Annotated in this window: 25 protein-coding genes; 5 read left to right on the top strand and 20 right to left on the bottom strand. The window is 44.7% G+C overall.

The genetic code is table 11. The features are described 5' to 3' along the window. Positions 1-17 precede the first annotated feature (17 nt). Positions 18-491, bottom strand: a complete 474-nt coding sequence (locus N6H06_RS08740; RefSeq protein ID WP_213028904.1) for a metal-dependent hydrolase — start codon at positions 489-491, stop codon at positions 18-20. Between the two features lie 147 nt (positions 492-638). Between N6H06_RS08740 and N6H06_RS08735 the strand changes: the two genes are divergently transcribed. Beyond that, positions 639-995 carry a hypothetical protein gene (locus N6H06_RS08735; protein ID WP_062747139.1) on the top strand — a complete coding sequence of 119 codons (357 nt, stop codon included), beginning with the start codon at positions 639-641 and terminating at the stop codon, positions 993-995. Positions 996-1219: 224 nt separating this feature from the next. Here N6H06_RS08735 and N6H06_RS08730 read toward each other — a convergent pair whose 3' ends face one another. From N6H06_RS08730 to N6H06_RS08680, 11 genes are all read right to left on the bottom strand, one after another. Then, positions 1220-1417 carry a DUF2188 domain-containing protein gene (locus N6H06_RS08730; RefSeq protein ID WP_062747141.1) on the bottom strand — a complete coding sequence of 66 codons (198 nt, stop codon included), beginning with the start codon at positions 1415-1417 and terminating at the stop codon, positions 1220-1222. A gap of 93 nt (positions 1418-1510) precedes the next feature. Beyond that, positions 1511-2899 carry an MDR family MFS transporter gene (locus tag N6H06_RS08725; RefSeq protein WP_263706049.1) on the bottom strand — a complete coding sequence of 463 codons (1389 nt, stop codon included), beginning with the start codon at positions 2897-2899 and terminating at the stop codon, positions 1511-1513. A gap of 273 nt (positions 2900-3172) precedes the next feature. After that, entirely contained in the window at positions 3173-3964 is a 792-nt protein-coding gene (locus tag N6H06_RS08720) for a VLRF1 family aeRF1-type release factor (protein WP_062747145.1), read from the bottom strand. Positions 3965-3979: 15 nt separating this feature from the next. Then, positions 3980-4393: an organic hydroperoxide resistance protein gene (locus N6H06_RS08715; protein WP_062747147.1), complete on the bottom strand. Its 414-nt coding sequence runs from the start codon at positions 4391-4393 to the stop codon at positions 3980-3982. Between the two features lie 182 nt (positions 4394-4575). Next, positions 4576-5883 (bottom strand): pyrimidine-nucleoside phosphorylase, encoded by a 1308-nt coding sequence (locus N6H06_RS08710; protein ID WP_062747149.1) that lies wholly within the window; start codon positions 5881-5883, stop codon positions 4576-4578. Positions 5884-5989: 106 nt separating this feature from the next. Beyond that, complete coding sequence (gene deoB, locus N6H06_RS08705) at positions 5990-7174, bottom strand: phosphopentomutase (RefSeq protein WP_062747150.1); 1185 nt, start codon at positions 7172-7174, stop codon at positions 5990-5992. Between the two features lie 90 nt (positions 7175-7264). Further along, entirely contained in the window at positions 7265-8152 is an 888-nt protein-coding gene (gene xerD / locus N6H06_RS08700) for a site-specific tyrosine recombinase XerD (RefSeq protein ID WP_213028903.1), read from the bottom strand. Between the two features lie 28 nt (positions 8153-8180). Then, entirely contained in the window at positions 8181-8402 is a 222-nt protein-coding gene (locus tag N6H06_RS08695; protein WP_011246624.1) for a YqzK family protein, read from the bottom strand. Between the two features lie 236 nt (positions 8403-8638). Continuing rightward, on the bottom strand, positions 8639-9130 hold the full coding sequence (fur, locus tag N6H06_RS08690) for a ferric iron uptake transcriptional regulator (RefSeq protein ID WP_062747152.1): 492 nt from the start codon (positions 9128-9130) through the stop codon (positions 8639-8641). 120 nt (positions 9131-9250) lie between these two features. Continuing rightward, positions 9251-9895 carry a stage II sporulation protein M gene (spoIIM, locus tag N6H06_RS08685; RefSeq protein WP_062747154.1) on the bottom strand — a complete coding sequence of 215 codons (645 nt, stop codon included), beginning with the start codon at positions 9893-9895 and terminating at the stop codon, positions 9251-9253. A 53-nt stretch (positions 9896-9948) separates the two neighbouring features. Continuing rightward, the gene (locus tag N6H06_RS08680) at positions 9949-10488 is read right to left on the bottom strand and encodes an NUDIX domain-containing protein (protein ID WP_212953423.1); all 540 of its coding nucleotides are present in this window, start codon (positions 10486-10488) and stop codon (positions 9949-9951) included. A 73-nt stretch (positions 10489-10561) separates the two neighbouring features. Between N6H06_RS08680 and mciZ the strand changes: the two genes are divergently transcribed. Continuing rightward, positions 10562-10726, top strand: coding sequence for a Z-ring formation inhibitor MciZ (gene mciZ / locus N6H06_RS08675; RefSeq protein WP_082808275.1), 165 nt, complete (start codon positions 10562-10564; stop codon positions 10724-10726). A gap of 1 nt (position 10727) precedes the next feature. Here mciZ and N6H06_RS08670 read toward each other — a convergent pair whose 3' ends face one another. Continuing rightward, complete coding sequence (locus N6H06_RS08670) at positions 10728-11246, bottom strand: TlpA family protein disulfide reductase (protein WP_062747157.1); 519 nt, start codon at positions 11244-11246, stop codon at positions 10728-10730. Between the two features lie 92 nt (positions 11247-11338). Between N6H06_RS08670 and uppP the strand changes: the two genes are divergently transcribed. Next, positions 11339-12172, top strand: coding sequence for an undecaprenyl-diphosphatase UppP (gene uppP, locus N6H06_RS08665; RefSeq protein WP_062747159.1), 834 nt, complete (start codon positions 11339-11341; stop codon positions 12170-12172). A gap of 54 nt (positions 12173-12226) precedes the next feature. Here the strand turns inward: uppP and N6H06_RS08660 are convergent, their stop codons facing one another. The 3 genes from N6H06_RS08660 to N6H06_RS08650 all read right to left on the bottom strand — a co-directional run bounded on the left by N6H06_RS08660 (position 12227) and on the right by N6H06_RS08650 (position 14768). Further along, positions 12227-13351: a 2,3-diketo-5-methylthiopentyl-1-phosphate enolase gene (locus N6H06_RS08660; RefSeq protein ID WP_263706048.1), complete on the bottom strand. Its 1125-nt coding sequence runs from the start codon at positions 13349-13351 to the stop codon at positions 12227-12229. 208 nt (positions 13352-13559) lie between these two features. Then, entirely contained in the window at positions 13560-14120 is a 561-nt protein-coding gene (locus N6H06_RS08655) for a DUF2179 domain-containing protein (protein WP_062747162.1), read from the bottom strand. Between the two features lie 150 nt (positions 14121-14270). Then, positions 14271-14768 (bottom strand): PTS sugar transporter subunit IIA, encoded by a 498-nt coding sequence (locus N6H06_RS08650; RefSeq protein WP_062747164.1) that lies wholly within the window; start codon positions 14766-14768, stop codon positions 14271-14273. A 224-nt stretch (positions 14769-14992) separates the two neighbouring features. On the opposite strand from N6H06_RS08650, the gene N6H06_RS23170 reads away from it, so the two are divergent. Both N6H06_RS23170 and N6H06_RS08645 read left to right on the top strand, forming a co-directional pair. After that, entirely contained in the window at positions 14993-15088 is a 96-nt protein-coding gene (locus N6H06_RS23170) for a YjcZ family sporulation protein (RefSeq protein WP_193754473.1), read from the top strand. Positions 15089-15284: 196 nt separating this feature from the next. After that, positions 15285-15830, top strand: coding sequence for a GbsR/MarR family transcriptional regulator (locus N6H06_RS08645; RefSeq protein WP_062747166.1), 546 nt, complete (start codon positions 15285-15287; stop codon positions 15828-15830). A gap of 28 nt (positions 15831-15858) precedes the next feature. Here the strand turns inward: N6H06_RS08645 and N6H06_RS08640 are convergent, their stop codons facing one another. The 4 genes from N6H06_RS08640 to asnB form a co-directional block, all read right to left on the bottom strand. Further along, positions 15859-16218: an MGMT family protein gene (locus N6H06_RS08640; protein WP_263706047.1), complete on the bottom strand. Its 360-nt coding sequence runs from the start codon at positions 16216-16218 to the stop codon at positions 15859-15861. Beyond that, positions 16215-16694 carry a VanZ family protein gene (locus tag N6H06_RS08635; protein WP_263706046.1) on the bottom strand — a complete coding sequence of 160 codons (480 nt, stop codon included), beginning with the start codon at positions 16692-16694 and terminating at the stop codon, positions 16215-16217. Before N6H06_RS08635 ends, N6H06_RS08640 begins: the two co-directional genes overlap by 4 nt. A 75-nt stretch (positions 16695-16769) precedes the next feature. Next, positions 16770-17723 (bottom strand): alpha/beta fold hydrolase, encoded by a 954-nt coding sequence (locus tag N6H06_RS08630; RefSeq protein WP_062747169.1) that lies wholly within the window; start codon positions 17721-17723, stop codon positions 16770-16772. Positions 17724-17935: 212 nt separating this feature from the next. Continuing rightward, positions 17936-19786: an asparagine synthase (glutamine-hydrolyzing) gene (gene asnB / locus N6H06_RS08625; RefSeq protein ID WP_263706355.1), complete on the bottom strand. Its 1851-nt coding sequence runs from the start codon at positions 19784-19786 to the stop codon at positions 17936-17938. Positions 19787-20013: the final 227 nt, after the last annotated feature.

Genomic DNA, 20013 nt, shown 5'->3' with positions numbered 1-20013 from the left:
CATTTATGCGCGGGCGATTAAACGGGCCCCCAGTAAAACCACCCTATTGCGGCTGTTAAGGCAACAAGCACAACGGTCTCAAGCCAGCTTCCAGTACGAATCCGAGCAATGCGGACACGTATGTTGGCAGGGTAAAAAAAGCGAATTCCCCGTACCGTTAAAGCATCGAGCAAATAATGAGAAGCGATTCCTATTAACACGCCTGTTTGCACAGCCTCGTTTTCCGGGAACAGCCAGCGCAAGACAATGCTTGCCAGCAGTAGAAACAGCAAACTATGTGTAAATGTGCGATGGCCAAAAATAGCGGCAATCGTTTTCGACAATACCGGAAATCTCCTGCCGATTTTGGAATGGGTATGACATATATCAGGCAAGACGGCACCGACAAGCCCAGCCGCATAGTAAGCCCACCCATGGGCTCCTGAGAAAACGATCGTGTCCATCGCTTGGCATGCTACTACGCCGCCAATCATATGGGTTTTTCCTGTCATCATTGACTCCTTTATGTATTTGTTGCATCAAGTGCCCCTCCATCATAACACACATACGTTCGCTTATCACGCTCATTTAAATTATTCGTGACGCAATCAGACGATTGTACTAAACTAATCGTAGGAAACTCTTCAGGAGGGATCACGTTGCCTTACATAATCAGTCTACTCACAGCCATTCTTCTTACTAGTTTTGCTTACTTTCTTGGCGATTTCTTCTTGGAGCAAGCTCTAGCAATCTGGCATCCCCTTTTCATTGGAGCTAGTGTTGTCGTGTTAGGAGCAGTGGTTGAAAAGCTCCGTTCGCCGATGTGGCTCATTATCGTCACTCCATTCCCCGTCGGCATGACGCTGCTATTTTTGTTCTTAAAAAGCACATGGCCAGTGTGGTTGCTGACCTATGGGCTGACACTGGCTATTTATGTCATTATCCATATGATAGTGAGTTTCTTTTTCCGTTTCCATTCCCTTATTCCAGCATGGAAGCTCTCCAAAAGTGCATAATGAAGAGAGGGCTTGTCACAAGAGACAGCCCTCTCTTAGGTTCCTTTAACCAGTCCATTCGCTCTCGGCGTTCTCCACCTACTACTTGAACGTGTGGAACCGTATACGAAATCCCTTTTCTAGCATGACGACGCGTCGATCTCTTGCGTCCCTTCCTTCGCTAGTATGCCTCGACTGACAACCGTTTTCTATCAGTCTGAGGTGGTGGATATCCATTTTGGACACTAAAATGTTTGAATTCCCTGTTGTTCATGGTTTTCATCGAAAATCATCAACTGGCTTGGCCGGTTGATCTCTGCCAACTTCATGCCTGCTTCAATTGCTTTTGATTGCTTGTCAAACTCTTCATAAGGAGCGACGTCTTCTACTTTTAAAAACCATGTAGTCGCGTCCTTATTTGGAACAACCGTATACTTTTTCACACTTACCGGCTCCTTTCTCCATTTCAACCATGACCAAATGGCTGTCTTATCTCGTATATTGAACCATACCCGGGAGCCGGCTACCTTTAAACGTTAAACCGCCGAAGGCTTCTTAATGAAGAAAGAGAGCAGTAAACTGATAAAACTTAAAACCGTTGCTACGATAAAGGCGTTGTTGACTCCTTGGATCATCGCTTCATTGGTGTGAAGCGATGCAGATGCCGTCATAATCGTTACGAGAATAGCTGTACCGATGGAGCCAGTTACTTGTCGCATCGTGTTATTCATCGCTGTTCCGTGTGGAATAAGCTCGCGAGGCAGCACGTTAAGCCCTGCCGTTGTTACCGGCATCATCACTAACGAGAGCCCGAGCATACGGAATGCATAAACGACTGTTAAATAAACTAGACTCGTTGACTCGCTTAAATTCGTATACAAAAGTGACGTGGCAACAAGAAGCGCAATGCCTATGATGGACAGCGACCTTGCGCCGATGCGATCAAAGATACGGCCGGTAATCGGCGACATCAAACCCATTAAAACAGCACCAGGGAGAATCGTCAGCCCTGTTTCCAGGGCGGAGTGGCCTTGCATATTTTGAATAAAGAGTGGCAAAATCGTTGCCGGGCCCACAAGCGAGACGAAAACGAGCATGCCGATTCCAGTCGTCAATGTAAACAACCGGTATTTAAAGACACGGAACTCCAGTATAGGATGTTCTAACCACAGCTGCCTTTTGATAAACATCACGAGTGCACAAATGCCGATTGCAAGTGGAACAAACACAAGTGGACTCGTCCAACTAGCTTGCCCAGCATTTGAAAAACCGAATAACAAACCGCCAAATCCAAACGTTGATAGGATAATCGATAAAAGATCAAGCTTTGGCGAACGCAATTCTGTCACATTGCGGATAACAAAAATGGCGGCAATGATATCAACGACAACGACTGGAATCAAAATCCAGAATAAGATGGTCCACGGAAACATTTCGACTAGCCAGCCAGACAATGTTGGACCGATAGCTGGAGCGAATGAAATGACAAGTCCGACCATCCCCATTGCTGCTCCTCGTTTTTCAACTGGAAAAATTAACAAAAAGACCGTTTGCATAAGCGGCATCATAATGCCCGCTCCTGCTGCTTGAATGACACGGCCGCTCATAAGAACAGCAAATGAAGGAGCGAGAGCGCAAATGAAAGTACCGATGCCGAAAAGCGACATCGCTGTTAAGAACAAGAAACGGGTTCGAAATTTCTCAATTAAAAAGGCACTGATCGGAATCATAATGCCATTGACAAGCATGAAAATCGTCGTAACCCATTGTGCTTTGTTTTCATTGATTTGCAAATCGACCATCAAGTGTGGCAATGCGGTTGTCAGCAATGTTTGGTTTAAAATGGCAATAAATGCGCCTACTAGCATAACGGCTACAAGCGGCTTTTTATTAAACGTTGACTCTTCTATTTGTGTAGACTCCATTGTTTACCCTTCTTTTAATTCAATTTAAACAGTCGCTATTCTTTTCCTGCAAATGAACATCGTTTCGAGGACATACGAAATGAACGTGAGAGGGGAACTGCTACTATGTAAAGGCATAATTGGACGGACAGCGTTTTACTCATTGATTATAGCGACGATTTTCTTCGTTTGTCAAAACATTTGTTTCGCCTCACGAATTTTTACACGCTAAAATCCCTGCTCCGTGAAGCAGGGATTGGGGTTGTCGACAAGGTCGGATAGCCGAACTCAGACTTATACGGCAGATTCATTTACTTCTCTGACGATTTCGTGTGCTTTTAACTTAGCCAAATTCTTTTTTAAGACGGCCACATCCGCCGTCGAACATTGTTTGACAAACGCTGTCGTTTGGTCTGGTGAGCCAACGACATGAATCGTTTGCCAATTCCGCTTTCTTGCTTGTTTCTCAATTTTATTGGCAATCTTTTTAAACCAGCGTTGCTGGTTGGCATCAAATCGGTTTGCGTACGATTCGCGGTGAAGGGCCGCACCTGTCTCGCCTTCAGGACGTGCGCCAATATATTCTTTCCAATCTTCTGCTTCTACATCCCAAGCATAATGCAATTCATCGTTTACTTCCCCTAAACTTGTCTCAACTGCTAATACATCTGTTTTCTGAATCATAACGATGCCAGAAAGAGGGTATTTTGCTTCTAAGTTCTCAAGTTGGTCGACTACAGGGTAGTGCTCCCACCTAAAATCATTTTCTACAGGGACTTGCAGTTTCTTCACATATAGGTCACCGCTTGAAGAACCGATAAAAACGATGCTTTTCGGCAGGTTAGTCGATAATTCTTTTATGTTTTTTTCGGCAAGTTTTTTCAGTCTCTTAAAACTTTTGAGTTCCGTGTCATTCTCACTAGCTTCCAAGTATTCTTCCAGTTTTTTTAGCCCATTTTTTAAACGGATCTTCCACTCACCTTTTTGCTGATCCGTACTGGACAAGGACGTGCGCAAGTAAATTGAAAGACAGCCGTCATCGCAATGGATTTGTTTAAACCGCTCGATATCTTTTGCTAGTGACAATGGGTCACCCTCCTTTTATTCTGCTTTCGCAGTCAGCTTCACTTGGATGTTACCACGTGTTGCTTTTGAATAAGGGCAAAACTCATGTGCTTTTTCCACAAGTTCCTGTGCTTCTTCCTCAGATACGCCTTTGACCACCACTTCAAGCTCAGCGCCTATTTGAAACCCTCCGTCAGACGGGTCTTTAACGAGAGAGATATGGGCGGTTGTGGTCGAGTCAATTTCTTTTTTCGCATTCTCTGCCATTAAATTCAATGCACCATCAAAACAGGAAGCGTATCCAGCCGCAAACAACTGCTCTGGATTTGAGCCTTCCTTTTTCGAACCTGGTTTGACAAGGTCTAAGTCAATCGTTGCATCATCTGATTTTACATGCCCTTCACGTCCGCCTTGTGCTGTTGCGGATGATGTGTAAACAATGTTTGCCACCTATATGCACTCCTTTTTATCTGCTTTATGAATGGTATACACCTTTATGCTGTTATTTAAACATCGATTTTTTTCCTAAACCTCGTTATTTTTAGCAGTGTTGAAAGGCGCCTCTTTTAGGTGTTAGTTAATCTATTCGCCACGGTTATTCTTCATGACAAAATGAGGAATATTTTAGCGAACTATTGGCCGTAGATTTCTTTATAAATGAGCGTTGGTCGTTCCACATTCTCACTGACAATATGATAAGCATCTTCTACAAGCTTTTTTGCTTCCTCTATCCCTTGTTCGTTGGCGTAAAGGGTTGCAAGCGTCTCTCCTGCCTTTACGTAATCGCCTGTTTTCTTTTCAAGTACAAGGCCGACCGCTAAATCAATGTCGTCTTCTTTTGTTGCCCTTCCTGCACCAAGCTTCATAGCGGCTGTGCCAATTTTATCGGCTGCAATTTCTTTAATATAGCCTGCTTTTTTAGTAGAGACAGCGATCTGCTCGGCTGCTTGGGGCATTTGTGCTGGATTTTCGACGACCGATGGGTCACCACCTTGTGTAGCAATAAAGGTTTTCAGCGTCTCCAGCGCGTCACCGTTTTGAATCGCCTCTTCAAGAAGCTGCCGCGCCGCTTCGACAGACTCCGCTCGTTTAGCCAAATAAACCATGTGGCTGCCTAATACAAGACAAAGCTCGCGGACATCAGCAGGCCCTTCGCCTTTCAAGACAGCAAAGGCTTCTTTCACTTCTAGGGCATTGCCGACTGCCCTTCCTAAAGGTTGGCTCATGTCTGAAATGACAGCCATCGTCTCACGGCCAACACTCGATCCGATTTCAACCATGGCTTCGGCAAGCTCAACGGCATGATCCAATGTCTTCATAAAAGCACCAGATCCGCATTTCACATCGAGTACAATGGCATCAGCGCCTGAAGCAATTTTTTTACTCATAATCGAGCTAGCGATTAACGGGGTTGAGTTGACTGTGCCTGTAACATCGCGTAAGCTATAGAGCTTTTTGTCGGCAGGTGTTAAGTTGCCCGTTTGGCCTGCGAGGGCAAGATGTTGTTCATTCACTCGTTTCAGAAACGTATCTGTATCCATTTCGACCGAAAAACCAGGAATGGCTTCGAGCTTATCAATCGTACCGCCAGTGTGGCCTAGCCCCCTTCCTGACATTTTCGCGACAGGAACACCGACAGAAGCAACGAGTGGAGCAAGGGCGATCGTCGTTTTATCGCCAACACCCCCTGTAGAGTGCTTATCAACTTTCACTCCTTCAATCGCGCTCAAATCAATCATATCCCCTGATTCCGCCATTGCCAGGGTCAGCTCTGCCCGTTCTTCTTTGTTCATGTCCTTAAAGTAAATCGCCATTGACAGCGCCGCCATTTGGTAATCAGGAATGGTGCCGTTTGTATACCCATCAATGACCCAGCGGATTTCTTCCTTTGTAAGAACCTTGCCATCACGCTTTTTATCGATTAGATCGACCATTCTCATCGCTGATTCTCCCTCCAACGGCAAAGAAAAGCAGCTGCTGTTCCTTGCCGGATTTTTAGTAGCTTGCCCTGCTTTGATAGCTGACTTTTTTAACTGAAATAACGCTTTACTCAGGTTTTAGTTCTGCTAAAAAGCTCGTTCCGTTGCTAGGCAATTCCACTTGAAAATTGTCGGCAACAGTTGCCCCTATGTCAGCAAATGTTCGGCGTTTCCCGAGATTGACTGGTTTTATCCCTTTATTGTACACGAGCAAGGGCACATATTCCCTTGTATGGTCGGTACCTGTATGCGTAGGGTCATTGCCGTGATCGGCTGTAATGATCAGCAAGTCTTCGTCTCCTAATCGGGGCAAGATTTCCCCAAGTCGTTGATCAAATGCCATAATCGCCTCTCCATACCCGATCACATCTCGTCTATGGCCATAAAGTGCATCAAAATCGACTAAATTTAAAAAACAAAGCCCTTCGAAAGATGTATTTATTTGTTCTGCTAGCTTGTCCATACCATCCTCATTCGAAGCGGTGCGGACTGCTTTTGTAACGCCTTCCCCATCATAAATGTCGGAAATTTTGCCTAACGCGATGGAAGCAAGCCCTGCATCTTCAAGCGTATTCATCACTGTACGACCAAATGGCTTTAGCGCATAATCATGGCGGTTTGCTGTCCGTTTCCACTTGCCTGGTTCGCCAACGAACGGCCTTGCAATCACACGGCCAACCATGTACTCCGGAGCTAATGTCAACTTGCGGGCCTTCTTGCAAATATCATAAAGCTCTTCCAAAGGCACGACTTCTTCATGGGCGGCAATTTGCAAAACAGAATCAGCTGATGTATAGACAATTAAATCACCTGTTTTCACATGCTCTTCGCCTAATTCATCCAAAATCTCTGTACCTGATGCGACTTTATTTCCAATGATGCCTCGTCCTGTTTCGCTTTTAAGTTGCTCAAGCAGCTCCGTCGGAAACCCATCCGGAAACACTTGGAATGGTTTTGTAATATGTAAACCCATTATTTCCCAATGACCTGTCATTGTATCTTTTCCTAAGGACGCTTCTTGCATGATTCCGTAGCTTGCCAGTGGAGTCGGGACATCTTTAACCCCTTTTAAAGGAGCAATTTTGCCAAGGCCAAGCTTTTCTAATTCAGGAACATTTAGGCCATTAAAAGCCTCTGCAATGGAACCAAGCGTGTTTGTCCCTTCATCGCCAAAGTCTTTAGCATCTGGCGCTTCACCAATCCCGACTGAATCCATGACAATTAAAAAAATCCGTTCAAACCGTTTCTTCATAATTTCCCTTCTCTCGAATGTATTCAACCTTTTGCTTCCCATCCGCTTTCTACCCGTTATTCCAGACGCTGTTATGATTTCATTTCGGGCTTAAGCGCGAGGATGGTAGCGAGAATAAACATCTTTCATACGCGTTTTTGTTACATGTGTATATATTTGTGTTGTCGACAAATCGGCATGGCCGAGCATTTCTTGAACAGAACGCAAATCAGCCCCATTTTCAAGCAAATGCGTCGCAAAAGAATGGCGAAGGGTATGTGGGCTAAAATCTTTTTTTATGTTCGCCGTTTTTGCTAGTTGCTTCATGATTTTCCAAAAACCTTGCCTGCTAATGGGGCGGCCATGGTGATTGACAAACAATTTATCATGCCGTTCATGCTTAAGCAACGCACGTCTGCCCCGTTCTAAATAGGTATTTAAAGCTTTGGTCGCTTCTTTGCCTAAAGGTACGATCCGCTCTTTATTCCCTTTTCCGATGACACGGACAAACCCCATGGACAAGTGGACGTCATCGAGCCCAAGAGAAATCAATTCTGTTACACGCATGCCAGATGCATAGAGAAGCTCTAGCATCGCTTTATTGCGCAAACCAAACGGCGTAGATGAATCTGGGGCAGCTAGCAGTGCATCAACTTCCTCGATCGAAAGGACACCTGGCAGTTTTTTATCGATGCGTGGCGTCTCGATCCATAATGTCGGGTCATGGTCTGTCCATTTTTCACGGTACAAAAATTGGTGCAGCGCTCGAAGCGTGGTGACGTTCCTTGCAATCGTCGCCGAAGACTTTCCTGCTTCCTTTAGCGTATATAAATAATGTTGCAACGTTGACCTGTCCACTCGGGTAAATTGGTCGATCCCTCGATCCTTTAAATAGACGCCATATTGCTTTAAGTCCCTTGCATACGACTCGATTGTATTTGGCGACAGCCCTTTTTCCACTTTAATAAAATGGATAAACTCTTGAATATCGTGTTCCATTGCCATGAGGAATTGCTCCTTTAACCGCTTATTCTCCCATCCATAAGAACCTTTTTATCCGCTCGTCGATTGATAAGTCTGATTCGCCAACATTCATGCTCATTACTTTTAACGCCTTTCCTTCAGGCTCGTCATACTTATGGTACTCGCTAAATTCATGGCTCACCCATAGAATACCATAATAAAAGATGGTCGTGCACAACGTAAACAGGATCGCCGCCTTAGCCATCTGCAATAAGGATTTTGCCATTTCATCACTCCATTGTTCGATCGTTATACTATTAACCTATGCCGGTTTTGCCTCATTCTATACGTACAAACGTGATTTATAAAACGGCAATAGACAAATAAAAATGGTTCAGATGGCATCCTCCCATTGGAAACAGCCACGAAAAAAGGCCAACCGACTGGGGACAATACCCTCACGCCGGTTGACCGATTAAACGGAAGCCCTATGTACTGGGCTCCATTAGTAGAAAATCCTTTTTACGTTTGCTCATTTAATTGTTTGCTGCCCTGGCCATTCTGTTCTTTACTAGGCTGCTCTTGGCAACGATAGCATATTCCGTGGAACGTTAACCGATGGTCTTTGATTTTAAAGGAAAAATCCCGTTCTACTACCGCTTCGACATCGCCAAGCAAATCCTCTGTAATTTCATCAACTGCGCCACACTCAATGCAGACAAGATGGTGATGAAAATGATTTGCCCCCTCTTTGCGCAAGTCAAAACGGGAAACGCCATCGCCGAAGTTGATTTTGTCAACAACATTGAGTTCTGTCAATAGTTCTAGTGTGCGGTAAACCGTCGCCAAACCAATCTCAGGCGCTTTTTCTTTAACAAGGAGGTAGACGTCCTCAGCACTCAAATGGTCCTCTTCATGTTCAAGTAAAACCATTACTGTCGCTTCGCGCTGAGGCGTTAATTTATAGCTCTGAGCATGCATTTGCTTTTTAATCCGCTCTAATCGATTTTCCATAACGGCCTCCTACTCAAAAGCGATCTAAATGTACATTTATTATAAATGAGAAGAGAACAGTTGTCAATTAATAATAATTCCAATCTGCAAATGAATATCATTTATCATGTTGGAATTATTCTAAAAAGAGGCCAGGACCCATTTCATTAATAGTGGCGATACGTATGCTTCAAACACAGAAGCGACAGTAACAAATGCGCCAACAATTAAAACGAGTGTCGTGTACCGGAAAAAAGGAGGAAAAATCGGCTCTTTTAGCCCTTTGGCAAACGTTTGCTTGATTAAACGCAGGCAAAATGACACACTCGCTGTGCCAACAACAATAAACGCAGGAACTAACACAACATTCTGTGGCAAGACAGACACAAACGCAAGCAGAAATCCTTGTGCACCCATTTGGTTCACTAAAAACCCGACCGTAAAGCCAATAACGAGGCCTTTGACAAAAATAAGTACAAAGATAGCTGGCAATCCAATCAATGAGATGCCAAGGATCCACATTAAACCGATATATTTGCCATAATGAGTAAAACTGTGGACAAACAGCTCACTTGGTGATGTGACCACAGACCCATTTTTCATTTCATCAAAAAATTGACTTAAATATGTAAACAAGTCGTGCCGCTGCGACAAACTAAGGCTGTTGACGACAATGGCGCCGAAAACAACGCCAATTAGAAATAGGACACTTGTAAAAATATAAGTCGACCGGTTGTTTTCTACATGTCTAGCAATCGCTTCATAGACGCGGTTTGGATTGTTCATAGCCTGTCCCCTCCTGCTCTACTTTATGAGCAGCAAAAGAAGGCTATGACTGTTTAGCGGCGATTTTTTAATTTCCAGTATTGCAAAGCGTAACTTGTTTTCGCGTCATGAATCCGCCCTTCCTGCTCAAGCTGGTCACACTCTGTTTCGGTCAATTCTAACACACGGACGAATTCTCCTTCATCAAGGCATTGGTCGCCTTTTTTTAGCCCTGTTGCTTCATATACGTATACAAGCTCATCTGCAAAGCCTGGCGATGTATAAAATGACGTGATGAATGTTAACGACTCAGCTTGATAACCTGTTTCCTCAACCAGTTCACGCCTAGCTGTTTTTTCAGGTGCTTCACCAGGTTCCATTTTTCCAGCTGGGATTTCAATTATCGCCTTTTCTAGTGCTTTACGGTATTGCTCCACTAGCACCAGTTTGTCATCTTCGGTGATGGCGACTACAGCAACTGCGCCAGGATGGCGCACCAACTCCCGTTTTGCGATGGTTCCGTCTGGAAGTTTGACGTCCTCTACATCAAGCTGAATCAATTTTCCTTTATGAATCGTTTGCTTCGCAATGGTTTGTTCAGTCAACTCTTTCATTTGGTACCCACCTTGTCATCTTTGATGTATGTAGTGCATAAAAGTGTATCATACTTGAACGGGAGGTGCTTTTATGAAACGATACCATCGCGAGAATAGCATCATACTCATTGGGCAAAAATGGGAAGTGCTCACTGCGTTAAAACAGGCTGCTAAAACATTTGACACTGTTGTTGCTTGGCATTCAGCATGGAAGCCCGTAGAAAAAAACAATCCTCCTCTAAAGCGAATAAAATAGTTCAGAGAAGTTCCTGCAACTTGTTATCGATCCTTTCTTTCGTTACTTCGCCGACGAGCACATCGGTGACAACGTTGTTTTGATCAATGATGTAAGTCGTTGGCAATGATGAAGGCTTAAACGCTTGCATAAATGCCCCTTCAGAATCAAAAAAAACCGGCAGCGTCAAACCTTGCTCTTCTATAAACTCGATCGCATCTTCAGGGCGCAATTCTTTCGACTGGCTGTTGACAGTGATGACAGACACTCCTCTATTTCGATAGTCTTCTGCCACTTCCATTAATGCAGGCATCTCCCGTATACACGGTTCGCACCATGATGCCCACACGTTTAAGACGAGCACGCCGTCTTGGTAATCGCTAAAAGAAGCGCTCGAACCCTTATATACGTCAAGCTCTATGTCCAACAATTGATCCCCCGCCTGCACCGGTTTTGATTCTCCATTAAATTGCCATATAAAAAACACAATCGCTATGCATGCTCCAGCAAGCACAACGAATGTCCATCTCCGTTTCTGCATTGATGTGGTTGCCCCTTTCCGATTCGCCAAAAGTTTGCTAGAATAAAACAGTTCCATTTATATCAAACTAATAAGCAGAAGGGAATTCACTTATGAGTTTACTAGAAGCAGTCATCCTTGGACTTGTTCAAGGAATTACAGAGTTTTTGCCGATTTCAAGTTCCGCCCATTTGATTATTGTCCAATCCCTATTCGGCATGACATTTGCCGGCTTTAGCTTTGAAATTCTCCTTCATCTCGCTTCTGTTCTTGCGGTTATTCTTTATTACCGCCATGATTTGATTGAGATTATTCGCGGTTTTTTTGCCTATTTCACAAAACGAACGCCGCAAAATAAAGCGATGTTTTGGTTCGCTATTTATTTAGTTGTCGCCACGGGCATTACGGGTGTTGCCGGCATTTTGTTCGAAGACTACATAAGCGAAACGTTTAAAGCGCCTATTTTTATTGCCTTGGCACTTGTGGTCACCGGTCTATTCCTAATCATTATAGAACGTTTTGTCCGCCACGGAAACCGCACAGAAAAAGAAATGACGATTTGGGATTCGATTATCGTGGGACTAGGCCAATGCCTAGCGCTTGTTCCTGGGCTTTCACGCTCTGGTACGACTTTAATTGTCGGCATGTTTGCTGGTCTAAACAAGGAAACGGCTGTCCGTTTTTCCTTTTTACTTTCGATCCCAGTTATTTTAGGATCTTCTGTGTTGGCCATTGACGACCTGCTATCAGGGGAACTGCTCGCTAACACTGGCTTATTTGAGCTTGCCGCTTCCTTTCTAGTTACGTTTATTGCTTCTTGGCTTGGGATTGTCTTTTTCTTGAACCTTGTCCGCAAAAGCAAACTAGTCTATTTTGCCGTCTATTGTTTTATCGTCGCCATTCTCGTCTTTATTTTCCAAGATACATTGGGGAGTGCAGACATTTAAATTCTGTCATACACATCATAAAACGAGTTGGGCTATGCCCAACTCGTTTCTTTTTTAGTTCGTGTTGTTGATTGCCTCGATAAACGCTTTGCCCCCTGCTTCTACACCACCTTTATAGCGGTGGACGCTGCCGCCGAGGTTGATAATGACATCTTCGCCAAAATCTTGACGGACAGTGGCAATTGTTTGAAAATCAATGCCAGCAGAAGGAATCGGAAAGGCGCGCTTTATTTGAGTCGTCATTGTCAGCTGGTCTTTCACCCGTTGCGCTTCATCTGCATTTATGCCAATCCTGCCATAAGGCGAAGGAAACAGAACTGCGTCGGCTCCTGCCATGCGCAGCAGCTTTCCTAACAAAAGACGGGAGGCAATGCCATGCTGTTTGGAGCGTGTCATCATTCCTGTTAATGAGGAATGGGCAAAAATCGGTACATCAATTTCTGGATCTTCACGAAGGCCTTGGAGTACATCAATCCCATACGCATACACATTTAGCATCAATGCCGGCGCTCCTAAGCCAATTGCCTCTCTCGCCCGCTCTTTTAACTCAAATGTTTTGCCAGTGAGATTGACGACATACAACGGCGTTCGCCCTGTCCGTTCTGCTGCTTCAGCAATAGCAGCTAACCCAGCGGGCACCCGTTGTTCGTACGGCGTCCAATTGTGTTCAAATAGCCGCTCATCATCTTGAATGATGTCAATGCCGCCATAACTATGAGCGAGCATTTGTTCATGAAAGGAATCAATTGAACGGCCAATCGCCCCTTTTGCAACGCTCATCGCTAGCGGGCGTCCTTCTACTTCCACAAGATCACGGATTCCTTCTATGCCATAGAGCGGTCCTGGAAATCTCTCCACTAAGTCGTTGGAAAACTGCAAATCAAGCAGTTTTACATTCGGTTCGTAAGACAACCTGCCATATGTCGTTGTTAAAATGGAGGGAAAGTCTGGAACTTCATAGGCAACGGGGAATGAAATTGTCACAATGCTGCCTTCTCCGTAAGAGGGGTCCGTGTTAATGGAAACGACTTTTCCTTTATAAGCAAAGCTTTCCTGTTTCTCAGCTTCAGGCATTTCTTGCCAAGGCTTAGCCGTGAGCCCAGTGGCCATTTTCTCTGCTTTTTCCTCAATAAATTCATTTGAATCACTTACATAGTACACCGCATTTATTTGCGCCACAGCCAAACCTCCTCATCAAGCAAGATGATTTTTTATCAACATTACAAATAAAGCGCTACCATGTCAAGAACGCTGCTCAGACCGGACAGCGTCCAGACTGAAGACAAGCGCATCCTTCGTTGCTCACCTCGTTCAGTCGTTCATAAATGCCTGTTTTGGTCAGACTTCACACGGCTAACACACGCTTTCTATCAGCCTGGATGATTTTTTAATGGGCGTCTTCCTTCGCTTTTCGTTTTAAATATTTCTCTCGCCTCTTCTTCATCGCTTTTGTAATATAGCCGCCTTTAAAATTGCGTGGCTCGAACGAGACGATAAACGCTTGCGGCTCATATTCAGACACAATTTTAATAAATTCCTTCTCCCTGTCCCTGCGTGCCGTGCAGTCAAGGCGGCATCGTGTTGACGCCATTCCTTCAACGGAAGAGCTGGAAACACTAAAGCCCATTTCCCTAAGGCGGTCAATCAATTGTTGGTTTTTTTGCGGGATATTTACTTCAATGGTAACATACCCGATTGCCAGCTTTTCTTCGATTACTGCGCCAATATATAACCCTACACCAAAGCCAAGCGCATAAGCAGCCATATTGTAATAATTTGATAAGTCGCTAAACACAATACCTAGCGCGACTACATATATAACGCCTTCAAGCATGCCCATTGCTGCAGCCTTTTGCTTTAGCCCTTTGACCATCATGATCGTCCGCAATGTTAAAATGGGTACGTAAATCAGTTGGGCAAAAAAGATAATAAGCGCTTGTAAAACCAACTCCTTCACCTCTCCTCCGTTCCAGATCAATCAAAGGGTAGTTTATCAGGTTCCTTCGTCGAACGCTAGCTAAAAAATACCTAAAACAGCTGGAAAGGCCAGTATAAAATAAACGCGCAGAGCTCTTAGCGCCTGCGCGTTTATTTCCTATTATTTGGCTTTTATCGTAAAAAGCGCTGTTTTTCCAGCAATCGCTTCGCTGTTTTGTTGTTTTTCAAGCGAATAACGATCTGGGTTTGTTAGTACAACTGGCGTAATCGTGTGTGCCGCTTTTGCTTTGACAAGCTCTAAGTCAAAGTCAATGATCGGGTCACCGACTGAAATGTTATCGCCTTCTTTTACATGGGCAGTAAATCCTTCTCCATTCATTGCCACTGTTTCAAGCCCAATATGAACTAGCAACTCTGCCCCAGACGCTGTTTCAATTCCAAAAGCATGCTTTGTCGGAAACACTTGGACAATTTTTCCGCTAATAGGCGCGACAATATGCCCATCCGTTGGCTCAACAGCCAACCCATCGCCAATCATTTTTTGCCCGAATGTCGGATCAGGCACTTCTTCTATTGGGACAATTCTTCCATTCACCGGCGAGGTAACTGTTTCCTCCGCAGGCGCTGTCTCTTTCTTTCCAAATAGTTTTTTAAACATACGACCACTCCTTACTGTCGATAAGCGTTACACTCATCTCGTTTCTTATTGTAATAATCCTGTTTGCACCCTGTCAAATTTCGGCTCACTTTTCATTTCCCTATCAACAGTTAAAAATAGCAGTCGCTAGGCTACGATAACGCTGACGTTTTTTAAAAATAGGGAGCCGCCCACGCATTTTTCCGCTTATTTGCATAAGCTGTCGTGAACAAAAAATAGGAGGGGTGATCCGATTGGGTTTTAAGTATGATGGCGGTTTTGCTTTTATTGTGGTGTTATTCATCCTTCTAGTGATTGTAGGCTCTGCTTACGTCTATTAAGAAAAATACAAAAAACAGGCATACGTTCGCCTGTTTTTTGTTTGCCCGCAAGCTTTATTGGCAACAACAAAATAGAGCGCTTAACAATGCAAAAACAAGCAGTTTTCTTTTGCGCGTAGATATGGTAAAGTATGTTTGTTTTTAAGACGATACGTGTATATAGTACATAAATATATTGAGCAGGCGGGATGAAGAATTGGCACAACATACACTTGATACAATTAAAAAAATGGAAGAACAGTTTGTCGACCGCATTGCTGAAAACATGCGGACGTATGGCGTTTCTACTACGGTAGGGCGTGTGCTTGGCATCATTTATATGAACCGAAAGCCAATGACGCTTGAAGCTCTTTCCGATGAAACAGGTATGAGTAAAACGCGGATGAGCCAAGTTGTACGGGAAATGTTGTCTTTAAATGTTGCCCATAAAGTGTTTGAAAAAGGTGTCCGCAAAGATTTATATGATGTCGAAAAAGATTACTATCAAACGTTCATTTCCATTTTCGTTGCGAATTGGCAAGCTGTGATCGCTAAAAACCGCGCAGTCGGAAAAAGAATTCAAAATGAGGTTAAACGGTTTATGGAGGACGAAGCAGACAACTTGTCCGCTGACGAAATGGAGCAATTGAACCACTTGTTAAAAGAAACGGAGCAATGGCTCCATTATTACAAATGGTTAGACGATCTTGTTGATTTTTTTGAGAGCGGCGATGTATTTCACCATGTGCCAAAGCCAGACTAAACACTCTGTGCGTTCGGCCAGCCTTCCATCATCGGCATGAACCTTCGGTAAACGTTTTTTCTTGCGTGCCTTCGCTTATAGGGGGGCACGCCGCCCAACTATGCAATTCCATTGCTACGCGCCCATCTTGTGAAAACGTAACCCCTTCTTCCAATAGCCGTTCCTTTTGGGTTTTCCCATTAAACAAAAGGCCTGAGGCCAACTCGCCGTTTTGCTTCACCACACGGTGCGCTGGGACATCGGGAGGCGATTGTCGCATCGCCCAGCCAACAACTCGCGCATGCCGAGGGGCGTGCAAATAGCGGGCAATTTGCCCATAAGAAGCGACTTCCCCACGGGGAATACGGCGAACGGCCGTATAGACATGTTCAAAAAAGGCATCCATCATTTTCCCCTCCTCTCACTTTTTATTACCGGCATAAACACTACCCGTTTTTTTATAAACAATGCCAATCGAAATAAACAATAGCCTACGGCCCCGCCTGCAGTATTTAAGAGGATGTCATCAATGTCAGCTACACGGTGGGTAAAGGCTAACTGGCTTAGCTCAATCGAACTGGAAACCAAAAAGCTGGCAATCACTGTCTTTCCTATTTGCCGGCAGCAACGAACTGACAAAGGCAACAAATACCCAAATGGGACAAACAGTAAAATGTTCCCGCCTAGTATAAAAAGCGGATCACGAACTGTAGGGCTAAAGAAGCTAATTCGATATATACTGCGGAATGGGATGTAGTTGTAATTCCGCCCGGCCAACTCACTTGGTTCAAAAGAAGATCCATAATTCCATGCAACCAGTGTAATGTAAAACAGTATTGCCATATAACTAGCGAACAGCAACCGCCCTAACATTCGGACATTCACGATCAAAGCCTCCCCTCCATCCACTTATATGCGAAGCTTGGCCAGCGAATGAATGGAGTGGGAAAACGACTTCGCTCAACTAGTGAAAAAACGAAAAATATGATCGTTCATTCCTGGAAGGTGCTCATGACCAAAGTCAGGGTAGAGCTCATACGATTTTTTGGCCTTTATTTTATTATAAGCAGCAAACTGGGTAGATGGCGGGCATTCTGTATCCATTAAGCCAACTCCCATTAGGACATCTCCTTGAATTCGGTCAGCAAGATGCTGGACATCGATGTAGCCGAGGCGTTCAAAAATTTCCCCATGACGTTTATGTTGCGGATCGTATGAACGGAAATAATCAGCCAATTCCTTATACGACCGAATCGCTAAATCCATTTGCCACACTCGCTTGTAATCGCTTAAAAACGGGTATACCGGAGCGAGACGCTTTATTTCAGGGACAAGGGCAGCACAAGCAAGCGTTAAGGCGCCCCCTTGCGACCAGCCTGTGGCCATAAGCCGTGTTTTATCGATGTGAGGCAATGTTTTAGCAGCACGAACCAGTTGGACTGTGTCCAAAAAAACACTGCGGTAAAAAAGCGCGTCTGGCCCGGCGTCGAGGCCGCGAATAATATGGCCCCTATATGTATTCCCCCTGACGCCCCCAGGATCCTCTGAAGCTCCTCCTTGTCCACGGACATCCATATAGAAAACAGAAAAGCCCGCCGCTACATAATTTAACAAGCTGCTCCATTCAGCTGAACGCCCCCCATACCCATGGAACATAAAAACTGCCGGCGTTTTCTCCGCTGTTTTTGGCTGTAAGTATTTCGCATGGATTTTCGCATTTCCAGCGCTTCGATAATAGAAATGGTAACAGTTTGCAAACGAGCACTGGAAAGGAGCTTCGACAAGAGTGACTTCGGGGTCAATGGCTACAATTTCCGTTTTGGCCCGGTTCCAGTATTGGTCAAAGTCTGCTGGTTTAGGGTTTACTCCTTCATAAGCTAACAACTCGCGCAACGGCATATCGACTAATGGCATAAGCGTCCCTTCCCTTTTTTGTTTTATGTATAGTATACCAATTTCCAAAGGGATCAAAAAGCGCTCTTTTTTATGGAACCATACTCGTATTCGTACACAAAAAGCAAACCAAGGGCAGGAGGCTAGACTGTAACCTTAACCTGCATGCACTTGCTTTGCTTCCATTTCGCTGGCACAAGCCCTCCCAATGAGCGCTTTTCAGAGCGAAGTACTCAAGATTCATCAATTTGAATGTTGTATGCCTTCATCCAGTAATCGATTTGCACAAAATGGGCAAGGAGTTGTGGTCCTGCCATTAACTGGCCAAAATAAGGTTTCCCTGTATCGAAACCGCCTTTATCCGCTATTTCTTTGAGGCGATCGCGGTTGATAAAGGTGAACAACGGCGCATCCTTTTGGCGAACGACTTCCTGAATCGCCTTTGTTACGGCCGCCGTATATAAAGGATGATGGGTTTTCGGGTAAGGGCTTTTTTTCCGGAAAAGCACATCATCTGGGAGCAATCCTTGCAATGCTTTGCGGAGTATCCCCTTTTCTCTGCCTCCATACGTTTTCATCTCCCAAGGAATGTTCCACACATACTCGACTAAGCGATGGTCCGAAAAAGGAACCCTGACTTCGAGGGAAGCGCCCATACTCATCCGGTCTTTGCGGTCTAGCAAGTTTGTCATAAACCAAATCATATTTAAGTAAGAAATTTCCCTCCGCCTTGCTTCCTCAGGAGAATCACCGTCAAACCGCGGTGTTTCTTGAATCGTCTCTTTATAACGATCATAAACGTACTCCTTGAGATTAAGGCGTTTCTGCCAATCAGGCTGCAACAATTGAATCCGTTCATCAAGTGAGCGCATCCATGGAAACCCGTCAATTGCCATCACTTCTGTTTTATGGAACCATGGATAGCCACCAAATATTTCATCAGCGCACTCCCCGGACAAGCCAACGGTCACATCGTTTTTAATTTGTTTACAAAACCACAATAAGGATGAATCGACATCCGCCATTCCCGGTGTATCCCTTACAAGGACAGATTCTTTTAGCAAGTTGGCAAGGACATCGTTGCCAATGATGCAATTTTTATGGTTTGTGGCACAATGGGCCGCGACTTTCTTTACCCAACCGGCATCGGCATTAGGCTGAAAAGTGCTTGCCTTAAAATATTTTTCGTTTTCCTCATAGTCGATAGAATAACTAAAAATCGGAGCGTTTCCTTGCTTTTTATAAATGCGCGCAGCGATTGCCGTTAGTGCGCTTGAATCGACACCCCCTGACAAAAACATGCCAACGGGAACGTCAGCAAAAAGCTGGCGTTCAACAATGTCTTCCAAAAGTTCGCGAATGTAAAAAGCGGTTTCATGCGCCGTCTCTGTATGGACATTGCTTTGCAATTGCCAATAACGCCTGACTACGGAACCATTTTTACTAAATTGCAAGTAATGAGCCGGACGCAACTCGACAATTCCTTTAAAAATACCGTGGCCTGGCGTCCGTGAAGGTGAAAGCCCCATCACGTCAGCTAAGCCGCTCCGGTCAACAACCGCTTCGATTTGCGAGTGTGCCAGCAACGCTTTAAGTTCTGATCCAAAGAGAAGCATACCATCTTTTTCTGTATAAAATAGCGGCTTAACACCAAGACGATCCCTCGCCATAAATAATGTTTGTTCTTGTTCATTCCAAACAGCAAACGCAAAAATGCCATTCAGTTTTTCAAGGCATGCGGCTCCCCACTCCATATACGCTTTAAGTAACACTTCCGTATCTGAATGGCCAGCAAATGTGTGCCCATGGGCAAGGAGTTCTTTGCGTAGCTCTTCTGTGTTGTATAGTTCGCCATTGTAAACGATTGTACATGTATTGCCTTTGGCAGTGCGAGTCATCGGCTGTTTGCCGCCCGCTGGATCAACAACGACAAGCCGTGCATGCCCGAATGCAGCGTGGTCGGACGTCCATGTTTCGAGCGCATCAGGGCCGCGCCGATTCAGCGTGTTTGCCATGTTTTTCATCTGTTTCGTTTCCGTGCGTAGGTTTCTTTGCCAGTCAACCCACCCAGTAATGCCACACATCGATTCCATCAGCCCTTTCTAGGAAGTAAGTAAAACCTCATGCCTTACCTATTCCTTCACTCCTAACCTATCGTATTCAGCCCAAATCACAAAAGTGCTTCTTTTATGGCGTGATCTTTTGGACGAACGTCACAAAGATTGGTAAAAAAGGCGCTTGGCTACGAAAAAGTGGTTGCCTTCTTACTAGCGAGGCAAGCCTTTTTGCCTTTTAGAAAGGAAAACGCCCT

Source organism: Shouchella tritolerans (assembly GCF_025770735.1).
In the GTDB taxonomy this organism is placed as follows: domain Bacteria; phylum Bacillota; class Bacilli; order Bacillales; family Bacillaceae_D; genus Shouchella; species Shouchella tritolerans.
This window is presented reverse-complemented; position numbering and strand designations above follow the sequence as displayed.

What these genes read in the sequence shown, in the direction of transcription:
- N6H06_RS08710 (WP_062747149.1), bottom strand. Translation starts at nt 5,883, where the DNA reads ATGAGAATGGTCGATCTAATCGATAAAAAGCGTGATGGCAAGGTTCTT.
- spoIIM (WP_062747154.1), bottom strand. Translation starts at nt 9,895, where the DNA reads ATGAACAATCCAAACCGCGTCTATGAAGCGATTGCTAGACATGTAGAA.
- N6H06_RS08695 (WP_011246624.1), bottom strand. Translation starts at nt 8,402, where the DNA reads ATGGCAAAATCCTTATTGCAGATGGCTAAGGCGGCGATCCTGTTTACG.
- xerD (WP_213028903.1), bottom strand. Translation starts at nt 8,152, where the DNA reads ATGGAACACGATATTCAAGAGTTTATCCATTTTATTAAAGTGGAAAAA.
- deoB (WP_062747150.1), bottom strand. Translation starts at nt 7,174, where the DNA reads ATGAAGAAACGGTTTGAACGGATTTTTTTAATTGTCATGGATTCAGTC.
- N6H06_RS08630 (WP_062747169.1), bottom strand. Translation starts at nt 17,723, where the DNA reads ATGCCATTAGTCGATATGCCGTTGCGCGAGTTGTTAGCTTATGAAGGA.
- N6H06_RS08650 (WP_062747164.1), bottom strand. Translation starts at nt 14,768, where the DNA reads ATGTTTAAAAAACTATTTGGAAAGAAAGAGACAGCGCCTGCGGAGGAA.
- asnB (WP_263706355.1), bottom strand. Translation starts at nt 19,786, where the DNA reads ATGTGTGGCATTACTGGGTGGGTTGACTGGCAAAGAAACCTACGCACG.
- N6H06_RS08680 (WP_212953423.1), bottom strand. Translation starts at nt 10,488, where the DNA reads ATGAAAGAGTTGACTGAACAAACCATTGCGAAGCAAACGATTCATAAA.
- fur (WP_062747152.1), bottom strand. Translation starts at nt 9,130, where the DNA reads ATGGAAAATCGATTAGAGCGGATTAAAAAGCAAATGCATGCTCAGAGC.
- mciZ (WP_082808275.1), top strand. Translation starts at nt 10,562, where the DNA reads ATGAAACGATACCATCGCGAGAATAGCATCATACTCATTGGGCAAAAA.
- N6H06_RS08640 (WP_263706047.1), bottom strand. Translation starts at nt 16,218, where the DNA reads ATGATGGATGCCTTTTTTGAACATGTCTATACGGCCGTTCGCCGTATT.
- N6H06_RS08740 (WP_213028904.1), bottom strand. Translation starts at nt 491, where the DNA reads ATGACAGGAAAAACCCATATGATTGGCGGCGTAGTAGCATGCCAAGCG.
- uppP (WP_062747159.1), top strand. Translation starts at nt 11,339, where the DNA reads ATGAGTTTACTAGAAGCAGTCATCCTTGGACTTGTTCAAGGAATTACA.
- N6H06_RS08670 (WP_062747157.1), bottom strand. Translation starts at nt 11,246, where the DNA reads ATGCAGAAACGGAGATGGACATTCGTTGTGCTTGCTGGAGCATGCATA.
- N6H06_RS08725 (WP_263706049.1), bottom strand. Translation starts at nt 2,899, where the DNA reads ATGGAGTCTACACAAATAGAAGAGTCAACGTTTAATAAAAAGCCGCTT.